Source organism: Ancrocorticia sp., assembly GCF_052089425.1.
GTDB lineage: Bacteria > Actinomycetota > Actinomycetes > Actinomycetales > Actinomycetaceae > Ancrocorticia.
The window spans coordinates 108,835-134,858 of record NZ_JBQCZW010000003.1; the positions used below are offsets into that span (position 1 = coordinate 108,835).

At 60.1% G+C, this 26,024-nt stretch carries 28 protein-coding genes, 1 tRNA gene and 1 riboswitch; of the genes, 21 read left to right on the forward strand and 8 right to left on the reverse strand.

Annotated elements, in window-relative coordinates; all coding sequences use genetic code 11:
• Positions 1-29 precede the first annotated feature (29 nt).
• Positions 30-1,112: a histidinol-phosphate transaminase gene (locus ACTHV6_RS02240; RefSeq protein WP_441385630.1), complete on the forward strand. Its 1,083-nt coding sequence runs from the start codon at positions 30-32 to the stop codon at positions 1,110-1,112.
• 75 nt (positions 1,113-1,187) lie between these two features.
• Here the strand turns inward: ACTHV6_RS02240 and ACTHV6_RS02245 are convergent, their stop codons facing one another.
• Positions 1,188-2,150, reverse strand: a complete 963-nt coding sequence (locus ACTHV6_RS02245; protein WP_441385631.1) for a YwiC-like family protein — start codon at positions 2,148-2,150, stop codon at positions 1,188-1,190.
• 137 nt (positions 2,151-2,287) lie between these two features.
• On the opposite strand from ACTHV6_RS02245, the gene ACTHV6_RS02250 reads away from it, so the two are divergent.
• Positions 2,288-2,614, forward strand: coding sequence for a type II toxin-antitoxin system RelE/ParE family toxin (locus ACTHV6_RS02250; RefSeq protein WP_441385632.1), 327 nt, complete (start codon positions 2,288-2,290; stop codon positions 2,612-2,614).
• Positions 2,611-2,916, forward strand: coding sequence for an addiction module antidote protein (locus tag ACTHV6_RS02255; protein WP_441385633.1), 306 nt, complete (start codon positions 2,611-2,613; stop codon positions 2,914-2,916). Before ACTHV6_RS02250 ends, ACTHV6_RS02255 begins: the two co-directional genes overlap by 4 nt.
• A gap of 12 nt (positions 2,917-2,928) precedes the next feature.
• Here ACTHV6_RS02255 and ACTHV6_RS02260 read toward each other — a convergent pair whose 3' ends face one another.
• Entirely contained in the window at positions 2,929-3,816 is an 888-nt protein-coding gene (locus ACTHV6_RS02260) for a hypothetical protein (protein WP_441385634.1), read from the reverse strand.
• 279 nt (positions 3,817-4,095) lie between these two features.
• Between ACTHV6_RS02260 and ACTHV6_RS02265 the strand changes: the two genes are divergently transcribed.
• Genes ACTHV6_RS02265 through ACTHV6_RS02290 form a run of 6 tightly spaced genes read left to right on the forward strand, consistent with a single transcriptional unit; the run spans position 4,096 to position 9,414 of the window.
• A complete protein-coding gene (locus ACTHV6_RS02265) occupies positions 4,096-5,136 on the forward strand; it encodes an AAA family ATPase (RefSeq protein WP_441385635.1) in 1,041 nt (346 codons plus the stop codon).
• Positions 5,133-6,083 carry a DUF58 domain-containing protein gene (locus tag ACTHV6_RS02270; protein WP_441385636.1) on the forward strand — a complete coding sequence of 317 codons (951 nt, stop codon included), beginning with the start codon at positions 5,133-5,135 and terminating at the stop codon, positions 6,081-6,083. Before ACTHV6_RS02265 ends, ACTHV6_RS02270 begins: the two co-directional genes overlap by 4 nt.
• Positions 6,073-6,537 carry a hypothetical protein gene (locus ACTHV6_RS02275; RefSeq protein WP_441385637.1) on the forward strand — a complete coding sequence of 155 codons (465 nt, stop codon included), beginning with the start codon at positions 6,073-6,075 and terminating at the stop codon, positions 6,535-6,537. Before ACTHV6_RS02270 ends, ACTHV6_RS02275 begins: the two co-directional genes overlap by 11 nt.
• Complete coding sequence (locus tag ACTHV6_RS02280; protein ID WP_441385638.1) at positions 6,531-7,529, forward strand: vWA domain-containing protein; 999 nt, start codon at positions 6,531-6,533, stop codon at positions 7,527-7,529. Before ACTHV6_RS02275 ends, ACTHV6_RS02280 begins: the two co-directional genes overlap by 7 nt.
• Positions 7,526-8,542, forward strand: a complete 1,017-nt coding sequence (locus ACTHV6_RS02285; protein WP_441385639.1) for a vWA domain-containing protein — start codon at positions 7,526-7,528, stop codon at positions 8,540-8,542. The genes ACTHV6_RS02280 and ACTHV6_RS02285 overlap by 4 nt, the downstream gene beginning before the upstream one ends.
• Positions 8,539-9,414, forward strand: coding sequence for a hypothetical protein (locus ACTHV6_RS02290; RefSeq protein WP_441385640.1), 876 nt, complete (start codon positions 8,539-8,541; stop codon positions 9,412-9,414). The genes ACTHV6_RS02285 and ACTHV6_RS02290 overlap by 4 nt, the downstream gene beginning before the upstream one ends.
• Before the next feature lie 299 nt (positions 9,415-9,713).
• On the opposite strand, the gene ACTHV6_RS02295 is transcribed toward ACTHV6_RS02290, so the two are convergent.
• From ACTHV6_RS02295 to ACTHV6_RS02305, 3 genes are all read right to left on the reverse strand, one after another.
• Positions 9,714-10,130: a (deoxy)nucleoside triphosphate pyrophosphohydrolase gene (locus ACTHV6_RS02295; RefSeq protein WP_441385641.1), complete on the reverse strand. Its 417-nt coding sequence runs from the start codon at positions 10,128-10,130 to the stop codon at positions 9,714-9,716.
• Positions 10,131-10,255: 125 nt separating this feature from the next.
• A complete protein-coding gene (locus ACTHV6_RS02300; RefSeq protein WP_441385642.1) occupies positions 10,256-10,699 on the reverse strand; it encodes a hypothetical protein in 444 nt (147 codons plus the stop codon).
• A 227-nt stretch (positions 10,700-10,926) separates the two neighbouring features.
• A tRNA-Gly gene (locus ACTHV6_RS02305) sits at positions 10,927-10,997 on the reverse strand.
• Positions 10,998-11,101: 104 nt separating this feature from the next.
• Here ACTHV6_RS02305 and dcd point away from each other — a divergent pair.
• The 12 genes from dcd (at position 11,102) to ACTHV6_RS02365 (ending at position 22,946) form a co-directional block, all read left to right on the forward strand.
• The gene (gene dcd / locus ACTHV6_RS02310; protein ID WP_441385643.1) at positions 11,102-11,704 is read left to right on the forward strand and encodes a dCTP deaminase; all 603 of its coding nucleotides are present in this window, start codon (positions 11,102-11,104) and stop codon (positions 11,702-11,704) included.
• 262 nt (positions 11,705-11,966) lie between these two features.
• Complete coding sequence (locus ACTHV6_RS02315; RefSeq protein ID WP_441385644.1) at positions 11,967-15,173, forward strand: Na+/H+ antiporter subunit A; 3,207 nt, start codon at positions 11,967-11,969, stop codon at positions 15,171-15,173.
• Entirely contained in the window at positions 15,170-15,619 is a 450-nt protein-coding gene (locus ACTHV6_RS02320; protein ID WP_441385645.1) for a Na(+)/H(+) antiporter subunit C, read from the forward strand. Before ACTHV6_RS02315 ends, ACTHV6_RS02320 begins: the two co-directional genes overlap by 4 nt.
• On the forward strand, positions 15,609-17,186 hold the full coding sequence (locus tag ACTHV6_RS02325; RefSeq protein WP_441385646.1) for a Na+/H+ antiporter subunit D: 1,578 nt from the start codon (positions 15,609-15,611) through the stop codon (positions 17,184-17,186). Before ACTHV6_RS02320 ends, ACTHV6_RS02325 begins: the two co-directional genes overlap by 11 nt.
• Positions 17,179-17,817, forward strand: coding sequence for a Na+/H+ antiporter subunit E (locus tag ACTHV6_RS02330; RefSeq protein WP_441385647.1), 639 nt, complete (start codon positions 17,179-17,181; stop codon positions 17,815-17,817). Before ACTHV6_RS02325 ends, ACTHV6_RS02330 begins: the two co-directional genes overlap by 8 nt.
• Positions 17,817-18,215: a monovalent cation/H+ antiporter complex subunit F gene (locus tag ACTHV6_RS02335; RefSeq protein WP_441385648.1), complete on the forward strand. Its 399-nt coding sequence runs from the start codon at positions 17,817-17,819 to the stop codon at positions 18,213-18,215. Before ACTHV6_RS02330 ends, ACTHV6_RS02335 begins: the two co-directional genes overlap by 1 nt.
• Positions 18,208-18,582 (forward strand): monovalent cation/H(+) antiporter subunit G, encoded by a 375-nt coding sequence (gene mnhG, locus ACTHV6_RS02340; RefSeq protein ID WP_441385649.1) that lies wholly within the window; start codon positions 18,208-18,210, stop codon positions 18,580-18,582. Before ACTHV6_RS02335 ends, mnhG begins: the two co-directional genes overlap by 8 nt.
• Before the next feature lie 9 nt (positions 18,583-18,591).
• The gene (locus ACTHV6_RS02345) at positions 18,592-18,882 is read left to right on the forward strand and encodes a DUF4235 domain-containing protein (protein WP_441385650.1); all 291 of its coding nucleotides are present in this window, start codon (positions 18,592-18,594) and stop codon (positions 18,880-18,882) included.
• An 11-nt stretch (positions 18,883-18,893) separates the two neighbouring features.
• Positions 18,894-18,996: riboswitch (TPP riboswitch) on the forward strand.
• 31 nt (positions 18,997-19,027) lie between these two features.
• Complete coding sequence (locus tag ACTHV6_RS02350) at positions 19,028-20,074, forward strand: thiamine ABC transporter substrate-binding protein (protein ID WP_441385651.1); 1,047 nt, start codon at positions 19,028-19,030, stop codon at positions 20,072-20,074.
• A gap of 3 nt (positions 20,075-20,077) precedes the next feature.
• Complete coding sequence (locus ACTHV6_RS02355; protein WP_441385652.1) at positions 20,078-21,973, forward strand: ABC transporter permease; 1,896 nt, start codon at positions 20,078-20,080, stop codon at positions 21,971-21,973.
• The gene (locus ACTHV6_RS02360) at positions 21,970-22,623 is read left to right on the forward strand and encodes an ABC transporter ATP-binding protein (protein WP_441385653.1); all 654 of its coding nucleotides are present in this window, start codon (positions 21,970-21,972) and stop codon (positions 22,621-22,623) included. The genes ACTHV6_RS02355 and ACTHV6_RS02360 overlap by 4 nt, the downstream gene beginning before the upstream one ends.
• 191 nt (positions 22,624-22,814) lie before the next feature.
• On the forward strand, positions 22,815-22,946 hold the full coding sequence (locus ACTHV6_RS02365) for a toxin-antitoxin system antitoxin subunit (protein ID WP_441385654.1): 132 nt from the start codon (positions 22,815-22,817) through the stop codon (positions 22,944-22,946).
• 21 nt (positions 22,947-22,967) lie between these two features.
• On the opposite strand, the gene ACTHV6_RS02370 is transcribed toward ACTHV6_RS02365, so the two are convergent.
• The 3 genes from ACTHV6_RS02370 to ACTHV6_RS02380 are packed head-to-tail and all read right to left on the reverse strand — an operon-like array spanning position 22,968 to position 25,818.
• Positions 22,968-24,068, reverse strand: coding sequence for an ABC transporter permease (locus ACTHV6_RS02370; protein ID WP_441385655.1), 1,101 nt, complete (start codon positions 24,066-24,068; stop codon positions 22,968-22,970).
• Positions 24,065-24,709 carry an ABC transporter ATP-binding protein gene (locus tag ACTHV6_RS02375; RefSeq protein WP_441385656.1) on the reverse strand — a complete coding sequence of 215 codons (645 nt, stop codon included), beginning with the start codon at positions 24,707-24,709 and terminating at the stop codon, positions 24,065-24,067. Before ACTHV6_RS02375 ends, ACTHV6_RS02370 begins: the two co-directional genes overlap by 4 nt.
• Positions 24,709-25,818, reverse strand: coding sequence for a peptidoglycan-binding domain-containing protein (locus ACTHV6_RS02380; protein ID WP_441385657.1), 1,110 nt, complete (start codon positions 25,816-25,818; stop codon positions 24,709-24,711). Before ACTHV6_RS02380 ends, ACTHV6_RS02375 begins: the two co-directional genes overlap by 1 nt.
• Positions 25,819-26,024: the final 206 nt, after the last annotated feature.

The following is a 26,024-nucleotide window of genomic DNA, read 5'->3' on the forward strand; positions in this document are numbered from 1 at the left end:
CACGCACTCAGAAGCGGCACACTTGATATATGGACAATGAGCAAATGTGGTTTCGCCCCGAAGTGCTGGCGCTGCCGGCCTACGTACCGGGAAAGAAGCCGGGTGATTCGAACGTCATCAAGCTTGCTTCCAACGAGACGCCGTTTCCTACGCTCCCTCAGGTCGAGGCCGCGATTGCTGGGGCGGTTGGGGATCTGAACCGGTACCCTGACATGTTTGCCACTGACCTTGCGGCGGACTTGGCGGCGTTCCACGAGTGGCCGGATGCCGGCATCGTGGTAGGTAATGGCTCCACGGCGCTCATTGAGAAGTTCCTGCAGGCTGTGGTGGGTGCCGATGGCGAAGTGGTGTTGCCGTGGCGTTCGTTCGAGGCCTACCCCATCGCGATTCAGGCGGCGGGCGGAATCGCCGTGAAGGTACCGCTCACGCGCGAGGGGGCCCACGATCTGCGTGGCATGCTCAAGGCGATCACGCCGCGCACGCGCGCGGTTTTGCTGTGCACTCCGAACAATCCAACGGGCGTGGCGATGACGCACGCGGAGCTGTCATCCTTCCTCGCGGAGGTTCCGTTTGAGGTCCCCGTGCTCTTGGACGAGGCCTACGTCAACTTCGTGGATATGTCCGGCGCGGTAGATTCGATGCGGCTGTTGAAGCAGCATCAGAACCTCATCGTGTTACGCACGTTTTCCAAGGCGTATGGCATGGCCGGGCTGCGGTGCGGGTACGCGTTGGCGCATCCGCAGATGGCCTCGGGGTTGCGTGCGATCGGGACACCGTTCGGTGTCAATGCGCTGGCGCAGGCGGCGGCGCGTGCGGCTCTCGGCTCCCAACAGCTTGTGACCGAGCAAGTGGAATCCCTTCTCGGGGAGCGCGATCGTATCTCCTCGGCGCTGGCTGCGCAGGGCTGGCAAGTTCCTGCCAGCCAGGCGAACTTCCTGTGGTTCGAATTCGGTGATCTCAGCAAGCGCTTCGAAGAGCTGTGCGGGGAAGCGGGGATCACGGTGCGCCGTTTCGGTAACGAGGGTGTGCGCGTGACCATCGCCGAACACGAGGGTTCAGTTCGCCTCATGCGCGCTCTGGACATGTTCCGCGATCAGTTGCGCGAGGAGTAGGGCCGGGCCGTTTCGTGTAGGCGCCTTGGGCTGGGGATTCTGGGGGATCTAGATGACTCAGCTACCCCAGGCTTCTCAGATGACCAGCGTGACTGCCACGAATATCGAGGTCACTACCTCAAGCATCCCGATCTGAGTCACCGTCAGTGCTTTACCGAAGCGTTTGCCGGGCGCTCTGGATGTGGCGGGCACTGCCTGTTCGCTGCTTTGGCTCCCAAGCGGAGGCTCCGTGGTGCCAGTGGCTTGCTCATTCAGCTTTGCGCGTGCGCCCGCCTGAGTTTGCTTCGAGCGCTGGCGCTGGCCCAACCGCCTGCTTTGTTCGGCCCGGCGCGCCATCGGCACCGTCACTGAGCGGATCACGAGGAACACCCACACAGGTGCGTGCCACCAGCTCACAAGGTGCCATACGCCGGCAACTGCGCACGCTACCCCGGTCCAGGCCACGTGCCACCCAATGGAGGCGCCAAGGTAGGCGTTGGAATTGCGCTCTCGAATGTTGGTCTTCACATAGAACACCGTGCCAGCAAAATAGCCGAACAGAAGCGCCGTTTGTGCCCAGATCTGTGGGGTGGCGGCCCATCCGGCTTCGCCTCCGGTCCCGAGGTCCCACGTGATGGGCAGGAGCAGGCAGGCGGCGGCCACGGTGTCCAATCCGGCCCCGAGGTTGCGCTCCTTGCGCCGATAGGCGGCCCACCCTGCAGCGGCGATCAAGGGGATAAATGCCGGTACCCAGCGCCAGAGGTAGGGGCACAGGGCCGCCGTGATCACGCCGCTCAGCAGCGCCGCCGCGCCGTATGCCACAACGGGCATCCGGTACCGCGCCTTGAAACCAGATTTCAGCCAGAGTGTAGCGGCGAAGAACAGAAAGTAGCCGATCCACCACAGCGCCAGAAGCGCGATGTGCTGTGGCCGAAATCCGCCCTCGATGATGCCGAGGATCGGCGGGATCGTGATCATCGCCCAAGCGCCGTGATAGTTGGGGATCCAGCCGGGCTGGCGGCGCCGGCGCCGCGCTACGTGTTGCTGAGGTTCGGGCATGGTTCTACCTTATAGCGGTTCCTGTTTCCTAACAGGATGGGACGGGTATGGGGGTGACGTCTGGCGGAAGCGCGAGAGAAACTACGGACTTTTAGCGAACTGTGGACGCACCACGAACTGTCAGTTAAAATCGACACATGGTCACGATTCGACGTACCCTCATCTTCGACGCGTGGCTCGAAGGGTTGAAGGATAAGCGTGGAAGTGCCCGAATCGTGTTGCGGTTGGAACGGCTTACTCTGGGTAATTTTGGTCAAGTCGCCCCAATTGGTTCTGGACTGTTTGAGTTGAAGATTGATACAGGGCCGGGATATCGGATATACGGCCTACAGCACGGTGAGACTCTGATTCTCTTACTCTGCGGCGGAGACAAATCAACCCAAAAGAAAGACATTGCGAGGGCCCACCAACTCGCCGAGGAATGGCGTAGGGATATGAAGAGAAAGGTGGCAGGAGAAAAATGACTCAGGAGAAATACCAACGGTTCGATGCGGCCGATTACATTAAGAATGCCGATGACTCCGCATTCCTCCTAGAAGCTGCACTGGAGGATTCTGTGGAGGATTCCTCTGCACTTCCCGTAGCTCTTGGCATCATCGCTCGATCCGGAAATCTAAGTGAACTTGCCAGACGCGTCGGCATGAGCCGCGATGGCCTCTACAGGGCGCTATCCGAAGATGGCAATCCCACATGGTCAACCATCCTCAAAGTTACTCAGGCATTGGACATACGGCTTGAGATGCATCTAGCGCACCAATCAGCGTGATGCAGGTTTAACTCAGAAGGTCCGATCAGCGGCACGCTTGAGCTGGAAGCCCTTGCCGGTCAGTTCGTTCCAGCAGGTGGTGCCTTCGTACTGGCCAACGGTGCAGGCGAAGCCGTTGTGGCTGACGGAAGTATCGTAATCGATCACGTTGGTGGCGCCGAGTTCTTCCTTACAGCCGGAGCTTATATTCCCTTCGCCGTTGACGCGGTAGGTGGCAGTTTTGCCTTCACGGCCGTCAGGGGAGGGATAGTCATAGACGTAGATGGAGCAGGCAACATCATCCTCGCCGAACACGCACCGAATGTTTTCGGCAGGTGAGGTGAACTCGGTTTCGTCCTTTGCCCCATCTGGTGCGGGCTTCTCCAAAGTGACCCAATCATCGGAGGAGACCAGCGTGGCTAACGCGTCCGGCACATCGGCACTGGAGAAGGCCTTGCGAATGTCCACTGTGAACTGCGGATCGCATTCGGCGCTCAGGGCGGTCAGTGCCTTTTTGATGACGTCCTGATCTTTTGTCGCATCGGAGGCTTTGGCAAGGGTCAGGATGGATTGGGCGGCGTTGGAGGGCGAATCGCACACGGGTGAGCCGGCGAGGCTCGTTACTTCTTCACGCGCATCCTCTGCGGGATCGGCGGCATCTGTGGCGTCCGTTTCAGCGGGCTCTGTTGTGCCAGCTGGCTGCGAGGTAGCGGTGGGCTCTGGGTCCGTGATGTTCGCGGCGCCAACGGTTGTGCTGAACACCTTGAGGTAAAAGATGACCGCAAGGCTGATGATCAGCACGACGCCCGCGAAAATGAGGAAGTACAGCGGAGAACGAGAGGGCCCCTTTGCGTCTGACGCTCCCTGCTGCGGCCAATCACTATTGGCGCCGAAAGGCTGGTCACCCTGGGGTATGGACATCGATCGTTCTCCCGTTGACTGTCATTAAGGACCTAGTTACGCTAGCCGATTCCGTGGGCCCATCCAATCAGTCAAGCCCCTTCGCAGCCAATCGCAACCAAACTGTTATCTGCCGCGATCCTACCCGAAGAAATAGGGCCGCGACCGAGACTTTTCCAGCTTGTCAGCCAACCGATGGCCGTTTCACGCCTGCCCACATCGCGGACCGATCGCCGTGAACATGCCCCAAGGTTCCGCCTGCCGATAGAGTTACAGCGATCCGAGGAAACGGGGTAGCAGATGCAAGAAGGCGAAGGGCGGCCCAGCCAGCCTCAATCAGGAAAGCCCCGTGCGGGTGGCGATATCACGGAGCAGGAGCTGGAACGTGCACGCCACCTGATCCGTGCGGTCAGGGAGATCTACCACGGGCGCGTGGTGGGCCAGGAGACGCTCTATTCGGCACTGGTGACCTCGCTGATTGCTGAGGGCCACGTGCTGCTGGAATCGGTTCCTGGGCTGGCAAAAACAACGGCGGCCACAACGTTGGCGGATGCGATTTCTGGCACGTTCTCGCGCATTCAGTGCACGCCGGACCTCATGCCAAGCGATATCGTGGGCACTCAGATCTATTCGTATGAGTCCAGTTCGTTTTCCACACAGCTTGGCCCCGTGCACGCGAACGTGGTGTTGTTGGATGAGATCAACCGATCCTCGGCGAAAACCCAATCGGCCATGCTGGAGGCGATGCAGGAACGCCAAACGTCGATTGGTGGGAAGATCTATCCTCTTCCAGATCCGTTCGTTGTGCTGGCCACCCAGAACCCGATCGAGGAGGAGGGCACCTACGTCCTGCCCGAGGCGCAGATGGACCGCTTCCTCATGAAGACGGTGCTCTACTACCCCACCCCAGATCAGGAGGTGGAGATTCTGACGCGTACGGCAGAGGGGAGTTTCGGCCGGCCCAGCGGTGTGAACCCGGTTTCCACGGAGGATGTCCTCTTCCTTCAGGAGATGGCCAGCAACGTGTACGTGGACGGCGCGATCAAGTCCTACATCGTCGCCCTCATTAACACCACCCGTGGCGGCGGCCCGCGCCCGATTGCGGGCTTGAAGAACCAGATTCGCGTTGGCGCCTCGCCCCGTGGCGGGCTCGCCCTCATGCGTGTGGCTCAGGCGCTCGCGTTGCAGGCGGGGCGTTCGTACGTGGTTCCTGACGATGTCAAGGCCCTCCGGTACGCCGTCCTTCGCCACCGGTTGGTGCGCACCTACGATGCGATGGCGAACGATGTGACGCCCGAGACCTTGATTGATTCGGTCTTTTCCGCTGTGCCTTCACCATGATTTTTGAACGACGACGGCGGGCAGCCCCCGCGCCATCCGAACCCGCCCCGATCAGGCCACCGGGGCAATCGGCCTCGCGGATGGGGCTGATTCGTGCGCGTTTGGCGATGCCAACGGTGCGGCGCGCCGCCGGGTTGTACGAGGGATCTCATACCTCCATCCTGACCGGCAAGGGCACAGATTTCGAGGATCTGACGGAGTACCGGCCGGGCGATGATGTGCGGGACATCGATTGGAAGGTGTCCGCACGCGCCGGCTCTCCTGTGATCAAGCGTTATCAGCGCGAGACTGACGTGTTCACTCAGCTGGTGGTGGACACGAGCAGGGAGATGCTGGCTGTGACTCCCTCAGGGGACACGAAGGCGGAGGTTGCGCTGCTGGCGGGGGAGACTCTGGCGTTCTTATCCTTGCAACGCGGTGACCGGTTGGGCATGGTGATGGGGGATTCTCAAGGCATCGAGCACTTTCCCGGTAGGCACGGGCAGGCGCATCTGGAATACCTCATGTCTCATGCGGAGGGGCGGCTGGCGGCCGGGCGAGGATCGGCGCGCGTGTCCGATCTGCTGGATTATGTTCTTCGCACAACCCGCGAGCGATCGCTTGTGGTGCTGGTGACTGATCAGTATTGGCCCCGGGCCGGCGATGAGATGGCATTGCGCAGAGTGAGAACGCGCCACGAACTCCTCGTTGTCCGTGTGGCGGATATGCCGCTCACGCAGGAGAACATCGAGCAGATGAGCGAGATCGATGGCGATATTCCCCTGCCAGAATACGTGCGCGATGATCCGCAGTTCCGCGCAGAACTTATGGCCAACAGAAGGGCATGGGAGGCACGAAGCGCGGCGCTGCTTGTAGCCCACGGCGTCCTTCATGCACCGATGGCATCGACCGATGATGTGTTGCCGGTTCTGCTGGATCTTCTCAGGAGGCAGCATCGTGCCTTCTGATTACGTTCTCTCCCCGTCTGGGCCGAAAACCCCCTTCATCGTGGCGTTCATTGTTGCCGCGCTGGTGCTGGTGGCTTGGGTTGCCTATCTGCTCTGGCAGCGCAGCCGGTCGCGTCAACCTGCGGCGGTAGTGCTCGCCTCCTTTACGCCAAGTCAGAAGGAGCAGTGGCTTGCCGCGATCCGTCAGATTGGGGAGGCCTATCTTCCCCCACAATCTGCCGAGGCCGTGCGTCAACTCCACAAGGCTCTTGGCAAGGAGATGCGCCGGATCATTTCTGAGCGTTCGGGGCGCGATCTCTCCTCATGGAGCACGGGCGAGATGATGAAACAGCCCCAGCTCACCCGGGTGGCAACGCTCATGAGTACGTGGGAACAGCCAACATTTGCTGCCAATCCAGAGGCCGAAGGCATTCGATCCGTGAACGGGGCGATGGAGTTGATCGCGCAATGGTGATGGCTTGGCTCGCATGTGTTCTCATTGCTGGCGCGGTGATCGCGGTGGTGATCGTTTGGCGCCGGCCACTTCCCAACGCCTCGGCTGTGAGAGTGGCCCACACGGCCCCGGTACGCGCTAGCCACAGGTTCCAATCGCGGCTCGCCCGCTACTGGGCAGGAGCCATTGCTCTGACGGTTGCGGCACTCCTTATCGCCGTGTCCGCTGCCGTACTGGCAGGGCGGCCATACGACGTGATGACATCAGATGAGGAGAGGGCGAACCGCGATATCGTTCTGTGCCTCGATATCTCTGGGTCAGTCGCCGAGTTTGATTCCGAAATCCTTGATTCCTTCACGGATATCGTCAATGAATTTGACGGTGAACGCGTGGCTCTTGTTATCTTCAATTCCTCCGCCCGAACGGTCTTTCCCCTCTCGGACGATTACACGATGATCAACGAGCAGCTGGAGAACGCCTCAAGTGCTCTGGAGATGAACCCCGAGGATTTCTATCCCGAGAACTACCGGGAGTTCATGGATCTGATCCTCGGCACTGAAGTGGGTGCGGAGAAGGGTTCTTCGCTTGTGGGAGATGGCCTAGTCTCTTGCTCTCAGGCGTTTGATCTGGATGATCAGGAAAGATCCCGCACCATCATCTTTGCAACGGACAACGATGTGCTGGGTGAGCCTCTTTTCACCCTAGAGGAGGCCACAGAGATGCTGGCGCGGCGCGATATCATGCTGCATTCTCTCTACATTGAGCCCATCTACACCTTCGGCGATGTGAGCGGCGAGCTTCGGGCGGCAACCGAGGAAATCGGAGGCTCGTTCTATCAGGCCGATGATTCCTCCGCAGCCCCTGCCATCGTTGAACAAGTCCAAGCCCAACAGGAAAGCGAGATCGATGGCGGGGAGCAGATCACCAATCTGGATACGCCCGGGTTCTGGCCCGTGCTGATCGCCGTTGGGCTAGGCGTGCTTCTCGTGGCGGGATGGAGGTTCCGGCTATGAGGCTGATATGGATATGGCCGCTATGGGTGGTGCTCATCATTGCCTTGGCCGGGCTTTGTGTGTGCTGGCTGGGCTGGCGCGATGTTCGCAGGCGCGAGGGCGCTGCCCGGATCTGGGGCCGAAGAGGCCTCATGGTTCTGGCCGTCGCAGCACTTGGCGCAGGTCCCGCTGTTGCCACCGAGCTTCCGCAAGTTGAAACGAATGTGGAAGTTTACGTCGTCGTCGACACAACGGGCTCCATGGGAGCCGAAGATTACAACGGGACGAACCCGCGAACGGACGGGGTGCGCGCGGATATCACAGCGATTGCGGGATCGTACCCGGGTGCGCGATTCTCTGTGATCCGCTTCGATTCGGAGGCGACCGTCCAGCTACCGCTCACCACGGACGTGCGTGCGGTCCAATCGTGGGTGGAAACCTTCCAACTCGAATATGCTTACGGCTCCTCGGGTTCCTCGGTGAACCGCGCTTCTGGTTTGTTGACGGACACCCTCAAGCGGTCAGCCGAGGAGCGGCCGGAGAACATTCGCGCCGTCTACTTCTTCTCCGATGGCGAGGCCACCGATCAGGCTGCGAATCTGGAGGTGGAGTTCTCGGAGGCCGGCAACTATACGTCCGGTGGTGCCGTGCTGGGGTATGGCACCGAAGAAGGCGGCCGGATGCGCGTGAGCGAAGGCGGTTCCTCGGAGAGTTATATCCAAGATCCGGCAACCGGGGACGATGCGATTTCGCGTATCGATGAGATCGACTTGGGGAAGGTAGCCGAGCGGCTGGGCGTTCCCTACGTTCATCGCACCCAGCCCGGGATCGATAACAGTGTTCTGCTGGGCGGGATCGAGGATCTTCAGGATCAGCTTGGGTCCGGGCACACCTACAATCCCGTGCTGTGGCCCATCGCGCTGGTGATGGTGGCGCTCGCGATCTGGGAGATCGTGGACGTTGTGCCGCGCGTGCGGGGCGCCTTCGAGGCGCGGCGCGGGATGCGTGAGGGTGCGAATGGAGTGGGCTCATGAAGCGACTCAACGCGCTGAGCAGGAACGCGCGCCTCACCCTGCGAATTCTCGTGAGTGCCTTGCTCGTGGCAGGTGTTGTGTGGACCGGGCTGATGGCCACCAGCCCGCAATTCGGCAAGCGGGAGTATGCCGGGGGATCGATGGAAAGTTCGGTGAACCACTACTCCACGTTCTTGCGCGTGACTCCAGATTCTTGGGAAGGATGGGAGGGGCCGTTTAACCGTGGCACTGCGCGGATCGGCGTGGGCATCGGCGCCGGCAGGGCCAGCAGTGTTGGCGAGCAGTACACGGATGTGGAGGATGCTGCGGCTGTTGAAAGTGGCGTCGGAGATTTGGAGGCGGCGCTTGAACGTGTGCCCGAGGCGGAGCGTTCCGGTGATCGGGTAGTCGATCCCGAGGGGCGGCCCGAATGCACCGTGCGGAGGAATCTCTCGCTCGGATACGAGCTTCAGGGCGATGTGCTGCTGGGCGAGGCTGCTGGAGATGGTGCTGGATCTGGTGCTGGCGGGGACAGTGACGGTGGCGGCAGTGCTGGCGATGACGATGACAATGTTGAGGCCGCCGAGGCCCGCGAAGCAGCTATTGAACTCTATACAAAGGCTCAAGAGACGATCGCGCCGTGTACCGATTGGACTGAGAATCAGGAGCAGTGGGACCGGCAAGAGGAAAAGAAGCAAGAGCAGCAGCAAGAGAACGGCGGCGGAACCGACGACCCTCCCAAGCCACCTCCACCCGATGATCCGGAACCGGAACCCGAGGATCCCGAGACTCAGCAGAAACAGGATGAGTTGGACGAACGTAACCAGCGGGGCCAGCAGGAACACGAGCAGGGCCAGCAGGAAGGTGGCTCTGGCGGCGGCGTCAACTGGTGAGGCCGAGCGTTAGATTATTCCTACCGCGGGAGTCCGGCTTTGGCTCTACCGCGAGAGTTAGGTTATGCACCGAGGGTTTGAGCGCTGCGGTAACTCTCGCCGCGCAGACTAACTCCCGTCACGCAGCTTCACGGAAGGAGCTTGCGAGGCAGCCCAACCTCAGGACTCCGCAGTACGGCTGCTGGAATCGCGTTGCTTTGGCGGGGTGTGTCCCTCAATGCGCAGTGCCTGAACAAGAGCAAAAAGGATAAGCACGAGCGTTGCAGCCATAAACACTGCGGGGAACGTTTCCGTGGCGGCTACTCGGTGAAGAAGCTGAGCAACTCCGGGATGATCTGGATATCTCCGGGCAGCCACGGGAGGTTCCGGATGGAGCTGCGATCCACCCACCGGAGGTCCCGATGGCTCGGGCCTTGGGTTGGAGGAGGGCCTTCCGGGGCGATTTGCGCCAGCCATATGCGCATGCGGCCCACCGGGATCTCCCAATCGCCGCTCCGCGGCCCGCGCACTTGCCGCCCGATGATCAGCGCCGATCGCAGTTCCTCGCGAATCTCGCGTTGGAGGGCCTGCTCGGGGCTCTCGCCCTCTTCAACCTTGCCGCCAGGAAACTCCCACTGACCCGCGAGTGCTTCGGGATAGGAGCGTTGGGTGGCTAGTAGGCGCGTTGGGTGCTCCAATGAATCGACGATTGCGGCGCCAACAACGAATGTTGCCAATGGTGAATCCTTTAGAAATAGGTTGGAGGGCTTCTTAGTACTAGGTTTCCCTATTCATGCCGAAATTTCCATGCGGAATTCGTACCGAAATCTTCATGTGGCCCTTTTACTCAGCCACTCAAGCTTTATTGCGGATGGGGCTGCGAGGGGCCCACCTCTGGGTTCACATCGGCGTGAGACCGCTTCACGGCCAGCCAGAATCCGAACGTCATGAGGACAGCGGGAACCAGCAACAAGAATATGAAGAATGGCAGGTAGGAAGGATCTTCGATTACTCGCGAGAGTGCTAGGAAACCGAGGATCAACGTTGCTGCTATGGCGATCCCCGCCCACAGCCACCTGAACTCGGGGAGCTGCAGTTTCCGCAGTGCGGCACCGCAACCTACTCCCCCAAGGGTCGAGATCGCAATGGCAGTGAGGCCTCCAACAACGAGGCCCCCAACGTCATTTGTGCCGATCCCTGCAGCAAGCGATAGCAGGAGGCCGAGGAACCCTGCTACTGCCAACGTTGCTATGCTGATTGCTGCAGAGATGGCCACGGCGGCGAATTGCCTCTCGGAAGTGTCCATGTAGAGATCTTACAGTCCTAAAACTCGCGGGTCCTGACGTTTCCGTATCGGCTGGAGACAGGCTACGGCGCCTCAAGACATGTTGTAACGTGTCTCCTCGCGCTTTAAGTGGTCTATTGGTGCGCATTAGGTGGTCTCCTCGCGCATTAAGTGGTCCATTGGTGCGCATTAAGTGGCCTTTTGGGCGACACGCCCTTCAGAGTTGCAGCATTGCAACGTTACAAGAGAGCGGGCGACGGGAGTCGAACCCGCCTCTGAAGCTTGGGAAGCTTCCATTCTACCGATGAACTACGCCCGCAAGGCGCTCCCTTAGCTTAGCGGCACGGGACCGTTTCCACCAAAACGGCCCCACCTAGATGGGATGGTGCGAACATAGAGACAAATCCGTGTCACAATCGTTACGTGCTTCTCTCAGATACAGACATTGCGCGGTACGTTGCGGACGGTCGGATTCAGGTGGATCCGTGGGATTCGGAGATGATCCAACCCTCCTCGGTGGATATCCACCTTGACCGCTTCTTCCGCCTGTTCGATAACCACAAGTACACGGTGATTGACCCGGCGGCGGATCAGCCGGATCTCACGCGGCTGGTGGACGTTTCGGCGAACGGCGAATTCGTTCTACACCCGGGGGAGTTCGTTCTTGGGTCAACGTACGAGAAGATTACTTTGGCCGACGACGTCGCGGCCCGGCTCGAAGGCAAGTCCAGTCTTGGACGGCTCGGGTTGTTAACTCATTCGACGGCGGGTTTCATCGATCCAGGCTTCTCAGGGCACGTCACGCTCGAGCTTTCCAACACGGCAACGATGCCGATCAAGCTGTACCCGGGTATGAAGGTGGGGCAGTTCTGCTTCTTCCAGCTCTCTTCTCAGGCTGCCAAACCCTATGGAAGTGGGGCATCAGGATCGCGGTATCAGGGCCAGCGTGGGCCAACTGCTTCGCGTTCCTTCAAGAACTTTCACCGCATCGATGTCAGCCGCGATGTGACTGGCGGCCAACTCTAGGCTCCGGCATCCTGTCGGGCTATTCGGGACGCTACTCGTTTGAGCTCATGAGGCGGACCATTCGAGAGCGCTATTCCCATTCTTAGTGGTTCCAAGATTTCTCACATTATGCGAACCTCTTGGCTTCTTTTTGTTGATATCTAGCGGTTTTTCGTGTGGTAACCGTCAGTGAAAATTCAAGCATTATGATACTATGTGCTGGCGCCACTCTTGTGTGCGTTTGCTCTTGACCGCCCTCCGCATCACGTTGAGGAGTCACGTAATGCCAGCACTTTTGCTCTTGTTCGTTGTGGGGGCATTGTGTGCGCCCATTGTGATGAACCGCGGCAGGCTCGGCTTCGCTCTGCTTTCTGCGATTCCCGGACTCGCTACCATCTGGTTCTTGTTGCAGCTTCCTGCAGCGTTCCGCGGCGAAGTTTACGAACAAAAGGTTAGTTGGCTGCCCCAACTCGGCTTCACGTTCGACGTAAGGATCGATGCACTCTCCACGGTCATGGCATTGCTTGTCACGGGTGTGGGCACGCTGGTCCTTCTCTACTCAGCGCGATACTTTTCTGATGTGGCCTCGCATATCGGCCGGTTTGCTGGCGTTTTTGTGGCGTTCTCTGGCGCGATGCTGGGCCTAGTGATCACTGATAACACGCTGGCTCTGTACATGTTTTGGGAACTGACAACCGTCTTTTCCTTCCTGTTAATAGGCCACTACTCCTCCCGCGGAAGCTCCCGGCGCGCAGCAATGCAGGCGATCATCGTGACCACTCTGGGTGGGCTCGCCATGTTGATCGGCATCATCATGCTGGGAGCAATGCCGGGAGGATCATACTCGCTACATGAACTTGTGGCGGCCGCGCAGGCTGGCAACTTGGGATACGGCCATCCCGAACTTCTCTCCGCTGCCGTGGTGTTGATGCTGATCGGCGCCTTCTCAAAATCCGCGTTGATCCCGTTCCACTTCTGGCTCCCGGCGGCCATGGCCGCACCAACTCCAGTTTCTGCCTACCTGCACGCAGCCGCGATGGTGAAGGCTGGGGTGTACTTGGTAGCACGCCTTGCTCCGGGCTTCGCGGATGTCACGCCGTGGAAGCCAATGATTCTTGTGGCTGGAATCGGGACGCTACTGATCGGCGGGTACCGAGCCCTCAAGCAACACGATCTGAAGCTCGTCCTAGCCTTCGGCACGGTGTCCCAGCTCGGACTCATCACCCTGATGGTGGGTTACGGAACGGCAGAGATGGCCTTGGCGGGCCTCATGATGCTGTGCGCACACGCCCTCTTCAAGTCCACGTTGTTCCTCACCGTTGGCGCCGTGGACGTTGCCATGGGAACGCGCGATCTGCGCCAGCTCACCGGTTTGGGGCGCAAGATGCCGGTGCCCGCAGTGTTTGCGGGCCTTGCCACCGCCTCCATGATCGGATTCCCGCCGATGGCCGGGTTCGTGGCGAAGGAGGCTGCACTAGGTGCTCTGGTTGGAGGAGACGTTACAGCCACGATCACGTGGGTGGCCATCGCTGTGGGGTCGGCCCTGACAGTGGCCTATGGACTGCGTTTCTGGTGGGGGGCGTTCGCCACCAAGGACGGGGTGGAAGAACACCCCGTTGGCCGCTCATCGCGCGTCATGACGGCACCTATCGTGATTCTCTCCTCGCTCGGACTCATCCTTGGAATCTCCTCTTCGTGGTGGTCCCAGCTGCTTGAATACCACGCGGATCTATATCCGGGAAGCGCCGGACATCTGGCCCTGTGGCACGGTTTCGGCTGGCCGCTTCTCATCACTCTGCTGGTGTTCGTAGCCGGATTCCTTCTCTTCTTGGGACAGCACCACTTCGTCAGGATCACCAACCGATTCGAAGTGAAGATCGCCGCGGACAAGGTGTACCAGTCCACCTTGCGCGGACTTGAAGATCTCTCAGGCCGCGTTACCGGCGCCACCCAACGTGGATCGCTGCCCGCCTACCTCTCCACGATCTTTGGATTCACACTTGTCACCGTGATTGTGGCGGGTTTGGCCGGCGGAGCCAACCTTCCGGACGGTATTCGGTTGTGGGATTCGCCAGCCCAAGGGGCGGTTGTCATCGTAGTGGTGACTGCCGCCGTTCTGGCCGCCCGCTCGCGCCGCCGCATGAAAGCCGTTCTCTTGATGGGAGTAGTGGGCTATGGAATTGCGCTGATTTATGAGCTGTACGGCGCCCCAGATCTAGCGCTCACACAGGTCCTGTCAGAAACGATCACTCTGGTGGTGTTCGTGTTGGTGGTGCGCCGCCTGCCACCCTATTTCTCCAACCGCCCGCTCCGCGGCTCGCGCAGCCGGCGGATTATGCTGGCAGGACTCACCGGTTTGATGGTGTCCCTAGCGGCTCTCATCGCCGCTAACGCACGGGAGCACGAACCAATTTCCACGCTCTTCGCCGAAGAGGGCTTCAACTTCGGGTATGGGCGCAACATCGTGAACGTGACCCTCGTTGATATCCGCGCGTGGGATACGCTCAGCGAATCGGCCGTGCTGGTGGTGTGCGCGATGGGGATTGCTTCACTGCTGTTCGTTCGTGACCGCACGGGACGCACAGACCGCCTGCGCAACATCCTTGGGCCAGCCCAGTCCCGTGTACGCGAGAAGTTCGTGGAGATTGTGGATTCCGGCGATTACCACTCCGTGGATGCTGGCAGCGAGCGCCCCTCACAACAAGGCCGGGAACGCTCGTGGCTCTCCACAGTTGTTCGCCGCGGCGTTTCCTCGCGGCCGGTCATCTTGGTTGTTGGAACACGAATCGTCTTCTACTCGATTGTCATGGTGTCTCTCTTCCTCCTCTTTTCCGGCCATAACCAGCCGGGTGGTGGGTTCGCTGGTGGCCTGTTGGCGGGAATCGCGTTTGCTCTGCGATACCTTGCTGGAGGCAGATTTGAGCTGGGCGCCGCGCTGCCGGTGCTTCCCTCCTATCTCATGGGCGGCGGGCTGCTCTTCATTGTGGTGGCCGTGATTGCTCCAGTGTTTGCCGGAGGAGTTCCGCTACAGACCGCGATGATCGATGCCACGGTCCCGATCTTCGGATCGATCCACATTGCCACCGCCCTGATATTCGATATCGGTGTGTACTTGGCAGTAGTGGGTATGACGCTGGAAATCCTGCGATCACTCGGCGGCGAGATTGATCGCCACGGTGAACTCGAAGGACTGCAGGGCCCAGATGATCTCATCATTGTTCCTCACGAGGATGATCGCGCGGCACTCAAGCATGAGATGGATGCCGAAGCTATGTTGCGACGTGACGAGGAATCCGATGATCTCCCGGGAGGCACACAGGGCTCTGGCACTCAGCAACCTAGCCCCGCGCGAATGGATCACGCTCACCGCGAGCTGGCATCGCCCCCTCATGAGTCATCACTCAAGGAGTGGGAGCGCGGCACATCGAGTTCTTCAGCCTCCTCTAGTTCCTCCTCTAGTTCCTCCGAAGCGAAGGGAGAGAACGCATGAGTTCGCTAGCATTAGTCATTCTTGCCGGGGTTCTGGTGGCCGTTGGCGTATACCTGATTCTTGAGCGAAGCCTGTCACGCATTGTTCTTGGCCTCGCGGCACTCTCCAATGGAATCAACATTGTGTTCCTGATAGCCGGTGGGCGCTCCGGTGAGCCGCCGATTGTTGGGACCGCAGAGCCGGAAGCAATGGCGGATCCCCTGATTCAGGCGATGGTTCTGACGGCCATTGTCATCACGTTGGGAATGACCGGCTTCCTGCTGGCGATGGCCTACAGATCGTGGCAGCTCCGCGATAACGATGAAGTCCGCGATGATCGCGAGGATCGTGCCGTTGCCAAGCGCAAGGCCGCTGAAGCGATGGAGAAACACGAGGATAAGGGCGATCTTGTTGAAACGGTAGCCGAATTCCACGATGAAACCGATGGAGGAAATAGTGAATCTTAATGTCCTCCTAGCCCTACCCGTGGTGCTGCCCATGCTGGGCGCAGGCATTCTGCTGCTGCTCTCAGCCAAGCGGTTCCGGTTCCTTCAGTTCATCGCCACGATTGGCGTGCTGAGCCTTGTGTTGGCGGCAGCGATCGCGCTTCTCATCGGTTCGCTCGACGGGCCTATTGTTCTGAACATGGGCGGCTGGGCCGCACCCGTGGGCATCGTGCTGGTGGCCGATAAGCTCTCTACGCTCTTGCTGGTCACGTCGGTGACCGTCACGCTTCTGGTTTTGCTGTATTCAGTGTTCCAAGGTGTGGCAGATGGCGATAAGGGTGCCCCTTCGGCGATCTACTATCCGGCGTTCCTCCTGCTGTCCGCCGGGGTGTCCAATGCCTTCCTGTCCGGGGATCTGTTCAATATCTATGTGGGATTCGAGCTCTTGCTGGCCTCCTCCTTCGTGTTGATCACGATGGGCGGGACTCAGGAGCGCATGCGTACCGGCACGGTGTACGTGATTGTTTCTCTCGTGTCTTCCATGGTGTTCCTTGTGGCAATTGGGCTCACCTACGCCGCTGCCGGCACGGTGAATCTGGCCCAGCTGGCCCTGCGCCTTCCGGAACTGGATCAGGGCATACAGATGATCTTGCAGGTGCTGCTCTTGATTGGGTTTGCGATCAAGGCCGCTATCTTCCCGCTTTCTGCGTGGCTCCCAGATTCTTACCCAACGGCTTCGGCTCCCGTCACAGCCGTGTTTGCTGGCCTCCTGACGAAGGTGGGCATTTACGCGATCATCCGCACGCAAACGCTGCTGTTCCCGGACGGTGCCTTGAACGATGTGCTCGCGTGGTTCGCCGTGGCGGCAATGCTTGTTGGCATTCTGGGCGCGGTTGCTCAGAAGGACATTAAGAGGCTGCTGTCCTTCACTCTCGTTTCCCACATGGGCTACATGGTGTGGGGCGTCGCGCTGGGATCCACGGGCGGCTTCTCCTCCACAGTCTTCTACGCGGTTCACCACATCACGGTCCAGACAACACTGTTCTTGGTGGTGGGCCTGATCGAACGCCGCACCGGCACCACCTCGATGAGCAAGCTGGGATCCTTGGCTGCCGGAACCCCCCTCATCGCGGCGCTCTACTTGATTCCCGCGCTCAACCTTGCAGGCATCCCACCGATGTCCGGATTCCTCGGCAAACTGGGCCTCATGGAGGCATCGGCGCATCGTGGCACCGGTTTGGATTGGCTGTTGATTGCAGCCGGAATCATCACCTCGATCCTTACCCTGTACGCCGTGATTCGCGTGTGGAACATGGCGTTCTGGCAGGAGGCCCCGGACCCGTTGCCGGAGAATGATTGCCCGAAGGGCATGATCGGTATTGCCGCCACGCTGGTAGCCGTTACGCTGGGGTTGTCAGTGATCGCAAACCCACTGCGCCACTTCACAGATGACACGGCGGTTGAACTCAGAGCACGTGCCCCCTACATCGCCACCGTTCTTCCACAGGAAGGCCAACGTGGGGAAGGTATTTCCCCGAACGTCACGGATGATCACATGGAGGAGCCCGAAGGAGGCAACGATGAGTAAGTCACGGGACGCTATCCGAATAGCAACGCAACGCCCGGGCCGCTTCCCACACGCCTCGCTGGGCACACTCTTTTGGTGCACGCTGGTCTGGGTGTTGTTGTGGGGTGAAGTCACCCCTGGCAATATCGTCTCGGGCTTCATCCTCGCGCTCGCAATCACCAGCGTGGCACCGTTCCCCGCCATGAGCTTCGATGGGCGTTTCCGCCCGCGCGGCCTCGTGATACTCGGCGCACACTTCGTTTACGATCTGGTGTTCTCCTCCATTCAGCAGGCACTCTTCATCGTGCGCGGGCGAAAAGCCAAGGCCGCCATCATCCGCGTTCAGCTCCGCTCCGAATCTGACATGTATTTGGCCATGGCAGCCGGCATGGCCGCGGTAGTTCCGGGCACAGTCCCGGTGGAAGCGGACGCCTCAACCGGCACGATGTACATTCACGTATTCGATGTAGGCCTATCGGGCGGTGTTTCGGCTGCTCACAATTCGATCCTCGACCTAGAGGAGAGGATTCTGCGCGCATTCGCCTCACGCGACGAACTTATTCGCGCTGGCTTCGTACCGGGCCCCACCTCCCGATCGGGCCTCTTGCCGGTCCCATTCGCCCCAGTGTACGAATCGACGGAGGAGGACTAATGATTTGGGTAGTTGGAGTATGCGGCGTGATGCTATTCATCGCTGCCGCCGCCGTGCTGTTCCGCATCGAACGTGGCCCCTCCACGCTTGACCGCATGGTTGGCGTGGACGTGATGACCTCCATCGTGCTGGGGGCCCTGGCGCTCCTCGTTGCATATACCACCAGGGCGGATTTGTTGGCTGTCTTCGTCGTCGTCTCCGTCGTCGGCTTCCTCGGATCGGTGACCCTCGCACGAGCCGCGCGCCCCGACGATCCGGGCAAACGCCGAATCCTCACCATCGAGGAGGAAGAAGCGATCGCGGCCGCGGAGGCAGCGGAAGAAGAATCTGATTCGGACGAAGATAGTGCCGAACCCGTCCATCCGGATGGGAGCGACGAGGAGGAAACCAATGGATGACGTTCTGGACATCGCCGGTGCAATCTTCCTCATCCTTGGCTGCACGCTCACGCTGATCGCCGCGATCGGGCTGGCGCGCTACCCGGACCTGATTTCGCGCCAGCATATTGCCACGAAGCCGCAAGTGCTCTCGCTGATCCTGAACCTGACCGGCGCGGCGATGATCGTGCGCGATTCCACCATGACGTGGACGATGATCCTCGTGATTGCCTTCCAACTCATCACGTCCCCGATTTCGGCCCACATGCTTTCGCGCGCCGGATACCGCACGGGCAGGGTGGATTCTGGCGAACTGGTGGTGGACGATTTGCGGGAGGACCTACACGTGGCGCCAACCGAGCGCGATAATAGGAAGAACACTCATTAAGGAGAAGGTATGGATATCGGCTGGAAAATCATCAGCGCTGGCGCCGGAATCGTGTCAGGCTTCCTCGCGAATAAACTCGCGGACGGGATCTGGAAGGTGGCCGTTGGCCGGGACCATCCCAATGAGGAGGATTACACCGAACCGCTGCGCGATGCTCTGGTCTTTTCCGTGGTGTCCGCCAGCGTGGCCGCGGTGGTGAACCAGTTGGTGATGCGTCAGGCCTCCAAGTGGTATGGGCTGGACAGGGCCGCTGAGGGTGCCCAGCAGGTTGCGGACGAGGTAGCCAACGCGGCGGACTGATTGCTAGGCTGTGGGATCGACAGGGGAGCGCCAACGCGGTGCTGAGAGTGCGAAAGCAGACCCTCGAACCTGATCCGGATCATACCGGCGCTAGGGAGTCGAGTTCTCTCCTCACTTCGGTGAGCCCTCCTTGATTGGAGGAAGAATGAAGCAGCAGAAAATCGCGGCTACGGCAGTGGCAGCGTTGGCCTTGGGTGGGCTCGCCGCCTGCTCCGGGGACGATTCGCAGGGTGGGGACGCGGGATCGGCGCCCGATTCCGTCACGGTTCTGGTCCACGATTCGTTTAACGTTCCGCAGGATTTAATTGACCGGTTCGAGGAAGAATCAGGTTTTGAATTGACGACGACGGCGCCCGGCGATGCCGGGGTTGTTGTCAACCAGCTGATTCTGGCCAAGGACAACCCCACGGTGGATGCCGTGTACGGCGTGGAGAACTTCTCCGTGCAAAAGGCCGTGGATGAGGGTGTGTTCGCCAACTACACCTCTGGGGATTTGCCAGCGAGTGGGGCGGACTACACGCTAGACGGCGCCGTGACCCCCATCGATCTGGGGGATGTGTGCGTGAATGTGGATCACGCGTGGTTCGAGGAACAGGGTATGGACGAGCCGGCCACCTTCGATGATCTGGCCAAGCCTGAATACGCTGAGCTTCTTGTGGTTCAAGATCCGGCGGCTTCTTCTCCCGGGCTCGCCTTCCTCGTGGGAACCGTTGAGGCCCTGGGCGAGGATTCCTATCTGGACTACTGGCAGAGCCTGCTGGATGGCGGCACCAAGGTGGCTTCCGGATGGTCGGATGCCTACTACTCTGATTTCTCTGGCGCTGAGGGCGAAGGCGATTACCCGCTGGTTGTTTCCTACGCCTCATCACCGGCCGAAAGCGCTGGGGCAACTGGATCGCTGGACGATACCTGCGTGCGGCAGATCGAATATGCCGGCGTTGTGGAAGGGGCAGCTAACCCCGAGGGAGCTCAGGCGTTCATCGATTTCATGCTCTCGGACGATGTGCAGGCAGCGATCCCTGGTGAAATGTACATGTACCCCATCAACGATCAGGTCGAGCTTCCTGAGGAGTGGGCTGAATATGCCGCTGCTCCCGAGAATCCGATCGAGGCCGATACCGCCGTTGTGGCGGAGAACCGCGACACGTGGATCAAGGATTGGACCGCACTGTACGAGGAGAGCGGGAACTAACCTTTGCAGGTCACGCACCGATCGAGCGGGGGCGGCCGGGGTGGCGGGGCTCGGCCAGACGTTCGTGCTGCCCGGCACCGTGCTGGGCGTGGCAACCCCGCCGGGCTTGGCCAGATCGCGGCATGGTCAGGCGCTGTTGCTTTGCCCGTTGCCTTCCTCGGGGTATTCTTCGTGTGGCCCGTCGCGGCCATGCTGGTTCGCGGATTCGTGGGCGATGCGGGCTGGGACTTTTCGGGTTTCGCCGAGGTTCTGAGCCAAGAACGCACGTGGCGGATCATCTGGCAAACGCTGTGGATGGCGCTGGGCGGGACCGCCGGGGCGGTGGTGCTGGGTATTCCGGGGGCTTATGCGCTTTATCGGTGCACGTTTCCGGGGAGCCGCGTGCTGCGCGCCATTTCCTCGGTTCCCTTCGTGCTGCCCAGCGTTGTGGTGGGCGTGGCCTTCCGCGCGCTGCTTGGTAAAGGTGGGGCGTATGAGGCGTTGGGACTGGACGGTACGGCCAGCGCAGTGGTGATGGCCATGGTGTTCTTCAACTTCTCGGTTGTAGTGCGCACCGTTGGTGGCATGTGGGCCGGGCTGGATCCGCGTGCGGAGGAGGCGGCACGAACACTGGGGGCATCTCCCTTGCGCGCGCTGTTCACGGTTACGCTTCCGGCGCTGCGGCCCGCAATTGGTGCGGCGGCCAGTCTCGTGTTCCTATTCTGTTCCACCGCATACGGGATCGTCCAAACGCTAGGGCGTCCCGGATACGGAACGCTCGAATCAGAGATCTGGGTGCAAACAACCACCTTCTTGGATTTGCGGACTGCCGCCGTGCTCTCCTGCGTCCAATTCGTGATCGTGGCGATCGCGCTGGCGCTCAGCAACAAGCTGAACAATGACGTGGCGTTGCGCATGAATCCGGTGGCGCCGCGGAAGGTGCGGCGCGGGGATGTTGCCGCCGTAGGACTGACCGTGGCGGTTGTTGTTCTGCTTCTTATCGCACCTATGGCGTCCTTGGCATCGCGGGCTTTCCGGCACGGGGACGCCTGGGGTATGGAGAACTTCCGGTTGCTGAACACGGCCGGACAAGGCTTCACCGGCGGGGTGAGCCCGGCGCAGGCTCTGAGAACCTCCGCGGAGATCGGGCTGCAGGCCACGGTGATCGCCTTGATCATCGGGGTACCGGTGGCACTCGTGCTGTCGCGGCGCACGCGGGGCGCCCTACGGGGTGGCCAGCGATTGTTGGACAGCCTAGTCATGCTGCCTCTTGGGATCTCTGCCGTAACCGTTGGATTTGGTTTCTTCATCTCGCTGCGCGGTGCCCTGCCCAACGAGGTCATGGTTCCACTCGTGCAGGCCGTTATCGCACTGCCGCTTGTGGTGCGCTCTCTCGTGCCCGTGCTGCGCGCAATCGACCCACGGCTTCGCGAGGCTGCCGCAACGTTGGGAGCCTCGCCGCTGCGCGTGCTGCTCACCGTTGACGGGCCGTTCATGATCCGTGGCCTCGGGCTGGCCACCGGCTTCGCGTTCGCCATATCGCTTGGAGAATTCGGGGCCACGAGCTTCTTGGCCACGGCTGATCGGACCACGCTGCCAGTCCTTATTGCTAAGTTGCTTGGCCGCCCCGGAGCGGACAACTATGGGATGGCCATGGCTGCCTCGCTGATCCTAGCCATCGTCACGGCCGGGGTCATGGCCCTGTGTGAATCGCTGCGGCCCCGCGCGGCCGGGAAGAATGTGAATGCTGGCGCCCACTCTCACCACATCTTGACGCGCCAGCCGGGCGGCCCGGACGTGGAACCTTCCGTCACTACCACGATCGACGAGCGTCATTCAGGGGGATCTGACGTAGAAGGGTTCTTGGGAACTAGCAACGGTGCACCTGTTGAGCGATCAGCGAGTAAGGACAACACATGAGTGAATACGCTCTTGAATTGCAGAACGTGACCGTCACCTACACGGATGGCTTTGAAGCCTTGCATGGCGTGGACCTGCAGGTATCGCCGGGCGAAATCGTCGCACTACTGGGGCCATCTGGCTCCGGTAAGTCCTCCCTGTTGCGCGGTGTTGCTGGGCTTGAGGCAGTCACCTCGGGCCGGGTGCTGATTGCCGGTCAGGACGTGGCAGGTGTGCCCACGCACAAGCGTGGTTGCGGCATGGTGTTTCAGGATGGACAGCTCTTTCCGCATCGAACCGTGGCGGGCAACGTGGCCTACAGCTTGGAACATACGGGAAGATCCCGCGCGCAAATCAGGGAAGAAGTGGCCCACTGGCTGAACCTTGTGGGTCTGCCGGATTACGGCCCGCGTGCCATCACCACGTTATCGGGCGGTCAGGCTCAGCGCGTGGCACTGGCCCGCTCGCTAGCCCGCCGCACTGGCCTCCTGCTACTGGATGAACCTCTATCGGCGCTAGATCGCGAGCTGCGCGAACAGCTTGCCCTCGAGCTTCGCGGCATCCTCACTGCGGCAGATTCCAGCGCCGTGTACGTCACCCATGATCACGAAGAAGCGAACACACTAGCCGATCGTGTGGTGTACATGCGCGATGGCGAAATCACGGGGTGACAATGCCGATTGAGCTGTGCGTTGACTTATTCAGTGGCATCTTCGAGTTGTATTGGCAGGGCTTGATGTTTCCGGCTCGGGTCGAGCAGTGAGTTGCTGTTGATAGCCTCGACGTGTATCGCGATCCGACGCCCGACCAGCTGCGAGAACTGTGCCTGACTAGTTACACATCGTTGTACTAGGCTTTGGACATGGAACGGAAAATGTCCGGCAGAGAAATCTCAGAAGCCGAAGTGGACGCTTGGGTTGCCGAGGCCGAGCAGGGCTACGCCGTTGAAGAGTTGCAAACTCGCAGAATTTCCGGTACCAGTCCCAACTTGTAGTACTAGTTCTCGCCTATAAAGCTATGGCGTGCGGAGTACGCCCACCGGGTCGCGAGATGCGGCGTAGATGGCCGGGGGCAGGGCTGAGAGCAGAGCTGCGATCAGGGAGAGCATGCCCACCCCGATACTGAAACTTGTGGGTGGCACGGCGCCCATTTGTCCGGTGATCGCCCGCCCGATGATGATCCCCAGAACAGCGCCGATCAGTGCGGTGTAGGCAGTCCTGAGAACCACCAGCGCGATGATTGTTGAGCGCGTAGCCCCGAGTGCCCGGCGCCTTCCCAGATCAGCCCTCCGCACCAATACATCTGCGAGTGTCACCGTGGCAACGAGTACCGCGCCGCCCCCAAGTACGCCGAGCAGTAGAGCCCGTCCAAACACCGCCACGTCTCCCATAACCTGACTCTGTAACTCTGCGGCCCCAATTGGCGATTGAACTTTTATATCGCCAGGATCGGCGTCCATCACGCCAAGTACGGCAGTTTGAGTTGCTTGAGCCACTTCCGAATCTGCGAGTATCACCTGTAACGTGCTGCTCGGTCCATCGGTCAGCGGCACGTAGAGGATTCCCGCCTCGTAATCGTTGAACGGAGTACGGGACTCGAACGATCCAACGATATTGAGGTCCAAGAGTCCAGCTTCAGAATCGAGCCGAACCCAACCGGCAGCTCCATCCAGCCCCAAATTCTCCATGGCGGTTGCCGAAGCCAGCGCCTCGCCGGGGCCGGGCATCCTACCGTTGACGAGTATCGCGGCATCGCCGATATCTCCGGTAATTCCCCACGCGGGAACCTTGGTGCCGCCTGCCCCGAGAGCCCCATTGACCACGTCCACAGTGGAGCGCACGCCAAAGCTTCGTTCGACCGTGGAGAAGCCATTCACTGAATCCACGACGGTTGGTGAAATGTACTGCTTGTCTGTGGTGAGATCCGTGATCACGAGCAGGCGAGAGCCTGCCGATTCCAGCCGCTCTTGGACTTGCACTTCGGTAGCGGCCGTACGGCCAACCGTGAGCAGGGTTGCCGTGCACATGGCAAGAACCAAGAAAGTAACGAGCAGTGAGGACACCTTTGAGGCAGTCACCATCGCCCACGATTCGCGAAAGACAAGCCGGATCCTCATAGAGTGAGAACCATCTGCGAATGGGAAATGACGAAGGGATCGTGAGTCGCAATCACCACGGTTCTTTCACGCCGATTGTCGTTTGACGCAGCTGAGAGCGTATCCAATACGATCTGCGAATTCTCCACGTCTAGATTTCCCGTCGGCTCATCGGCAAGAATTACGGTGGGATCGTTCATCAGCGCCCTACACACGGCCACGCGTTGAGCCTGACCACCGGAAATCTCGCCCGGGCGGTGATCGGCGCGCCCGCTCACACCCATCTCTTCCAGTAATTGGTAGCCGCGCTCGCGGGCCTTGCGCCGGTCCCACCCGGCGTACAAGGCGGGTTCGATCACGGAGTCGATGATCTTTCGCTTGGGGTCCAGAGCGGAGTCCTGAAAAACGAAACCGATCTTTTGTGCCCGAATGAGAGAGCGGCTGGCGTCCGAGATCCGGCTGACTTTCTCATCTCCCAAAAGAACTGAGCCTTTCGCCGGTGTGAGCATGAGGCCAAGAATGTAGAGCAAAGTGGACTTTCCACGCCCTGATGGTCCCGTCATGGCGGTGACGCAGCCCGTAGAGAACTCGTAGCTCAATCCGTCAAAAAGCTCTTCTCCGCCCTTCTTATATTGGAAGGCGAGATCCTCAACTGCGAGCATTACGGCTGCTCCGTGTCAGTGGTCCCTGAATCTACTGGAGCTGCCGCGTTCGAGGGAACCTCTACCTTCGTTCCAGCATCGATACCGTCCACAATGGCAACGCCTTGACCAGAGCCGCGCACATCCACCGGGACGTCTCCGGATTCAGTCACGACGTATGTTGCGCCGTCGCTTCCCGTTCGCACGGCCGCTGCCGGTACACCCACGCCGTCTACTTCGGGAACAATATTGACTGTCGAATTGACCGAAACCTGCTCATCGGTGGGGAGCGCATCGCATTCCCCACCACATACGGGACCACCGCCAGGCGCGGTGAGAATGTAATCGTAGGTCATGTCCTCGTTTTGGCTAACCTCGCTCACCACTGCGTCCCACGTGTAGTCCCCATACTTGAGGGAGATAGTTGCTTCAGAGGGAATGAGATTCGCTTGTTGTTCCCCAACTACGAGGACAAAGGTTCGGTCCCCTGTGGGAGCGCTGACGGCATCCTCGCCACCTACCAGAGGTTTACCTACGGCGATGGCCTCGGAGAGTCGAATCGTCGTGGGGAGTTGGCTGATGGCTACCAACTCGCCAAGCTGAATTGATCCGCTCTGATCCTGCCCAAGATCTTTCTGCCATCTCTTCACGGCATTCTCAGTAGCTGGCCCGAACTTTCCGTCCGGATAAAGATTGAAATACCCTAGATCGCGCAAAGCGTTCTGAAGTGTCAGAACGTCGTCACCTTCAACGCCGTTGGATAGCTCGCGGTAGAACGGAAGCTCTGCACGGATGGCGCGCACCGGAGTATCACCCACAACAAAGATGGTCTCTCCTTGCCCATGATCGCCCGGCGAAACTTTGCGCACGATGCCCGTCAGGGAGTTGGATGCGACGACCTTCATGGGCTGTCGAACTGTTGTGGTCAGTGAGATTGAGCGCCCCACGCTGGTCTCGGTGGCTTCCGCCCACACGGCCTGAGAAGTTGCGTTATCGGAGGTTTCACCGTTTTGATCACCAAGAGTGGCCCGCCCCGCCCACCACCCAGCCGCGGCAATAGCAATGACCACGAGCGTAGCGAGGAGTGTGCGGAGCCACCGCCGCGGCTTGTTTACCCTCTGATCAGGCATCGTAATCCTTGCCCACTGTCTTCAATGACTTGATGCCCTTCTAGCAGGCAACTTCTTCTGGCTTACCATAGCAGATAAAACACGGTTCTTATGATGATTTGTGGAACTGAAACTGCATACATCACATCAGGGATTGATCTAGCATTATCGTGAGGTTTTAGAGGTTTTAGAGGTTTTAGAGGTTGGAGGTCTCATGCGACGCTACA